Below are 1,385 nucleotides of genomic sequence, written 5' to 3'. Positions count from 1 at the left end.
CATACGTATGACCTTTGTGAGCTAACCTACTGATTTGCCGTGTTATTCAGCAGCTTAAACAAACCTGTTTTCTGGTCTCTTTTCACATTCTGTCGTCGACAATGCTGAGCTAAAAATGCCATTGCGTTATTCATGGCGTTGACTAAATCTGCGCCAGAGCTCACCGCAATATCAATGCAAAACGGTAACCACCACATATGAGCTGATTTTGCGCCAGTAAAAAGTGACAACACCCGGTTATACTTCTTTTCAGCGGCGTTGATAAGCCAGCGTTTTAAGGTGGCCGCCAGTAAGCTACCCCAGATGAGTGTTTCGACGATAGTGGCATGGCATGTGTCGAATTTATTTAAATTATTCATCGACTTCCATTCTTTAAACAACAGCTCTATTTGCCAGCGAACACGATATAAATCACCTACTGCTGTGGCAGGGAACTGTTCACGTCCAAGGTTGGTGCATACCAGTACATGACGCTTTTTATGGTCTAATGCGGCAAAGGCCACGCAGCGATAAACTGGGCCATCAGGCCAGTGCACATCTAAATCTAATACGCCTGTACCAGGTAATTCCTTTAACCATGTCTTCAGCGGCTTCTTCTGCTGGCTCACACTACACACGGCCATTGGATTAATGCTGTTGCTCATCCGCATAATAAAATACGCGCTGGCCTCATGCAGTTGCTGCACATAATGCTTTGAAAAATAACCGGCATCAGCCATAAATAAGCACCCCGTTAACGCTGCTGGCGAAGGCAAATAGTGCCGCTCTGGCGCGATATCCTCTGTCAGACTAACGCAATCAGGTTGGGCCTTGAGTAAGTCATACGTGACATGCAGCTCAATCGCTGCCGGGCTGGTTTCATTAAAACGTCCAGGAAAATAGAGCATTAAGTCGTCATGTACGGCGAAACTGGTGCCATCTTGCAAAATAATACGCTTAAACATCTCCTGGTATTTATCTCTGATAGCAAACATATCAGGGAGGTGCAGCGCCAATGCCTTTTCAAACACTTCGCGCATAAACTCAGGAGCAGCCATCTTAACTAACTGTTTATGAAAGGGTTTAAGCTTTATGTCAGTGCCATGCAAATGGTTAAATTGTCGGTGAATATCGGCAATCGATTGGGTTGTGCCTGCACCGAGTGCACTGACCAGAGCCATACATAGCTTTTGTGGTGTGACGTGCCGCCGCCGCTGCATCAAGCCTAACTGCTGACCCAGTGCATCGAGCGCATTTGCTGAAAAAAGTCGTTCAAAAGCGTTTAAAAATCGGATATCTTGTTGTTGCTTCATTCGTTTTGCCTGCAAAGGTGATCTTTTTTTTCTGCAAAATCAATTAGATCACGAATGAAGCACCTCTTCAATTCCTAAAGATCATACGTATGA

General features: G+C 45.2%; 1 protein-coding gene. It reads right to left on the bottom strand.

The features are described 5' to 3' along the window. Positions 1-26 precede the first annotated feature (26 nt). On the bottom strand, positions 27-1,292 hold the full coding sequence (locus tag AAY72_RS14155) for an IS4 family transposase (protein ID WP_057788381.1): 1,266 nt from the start codon (positions 1,290-1,292) through the stop codon (positions 27-29). Between the last annotated feature and the right edge of the window lie 93 nt (positions 1,293-1,385).

The sequence above is a fragment of the Alishewanella sp. WH16-1 genome, from assembly GCF_001441695.1.
In the GTDB taxonomy this organism is placed as follows: domain Bacteria; phylum Pseudomonadota; class Gammaproteobacteria; order Enterobacterales; family Alteromonadaceae; genus Alishewanella; species Alishewanella agri.
The sequence above is the reverse complement of the archived record's forward strand: the minus strand, read 5'-3'. Positions and strand labels throughout refer to the sequence as shown.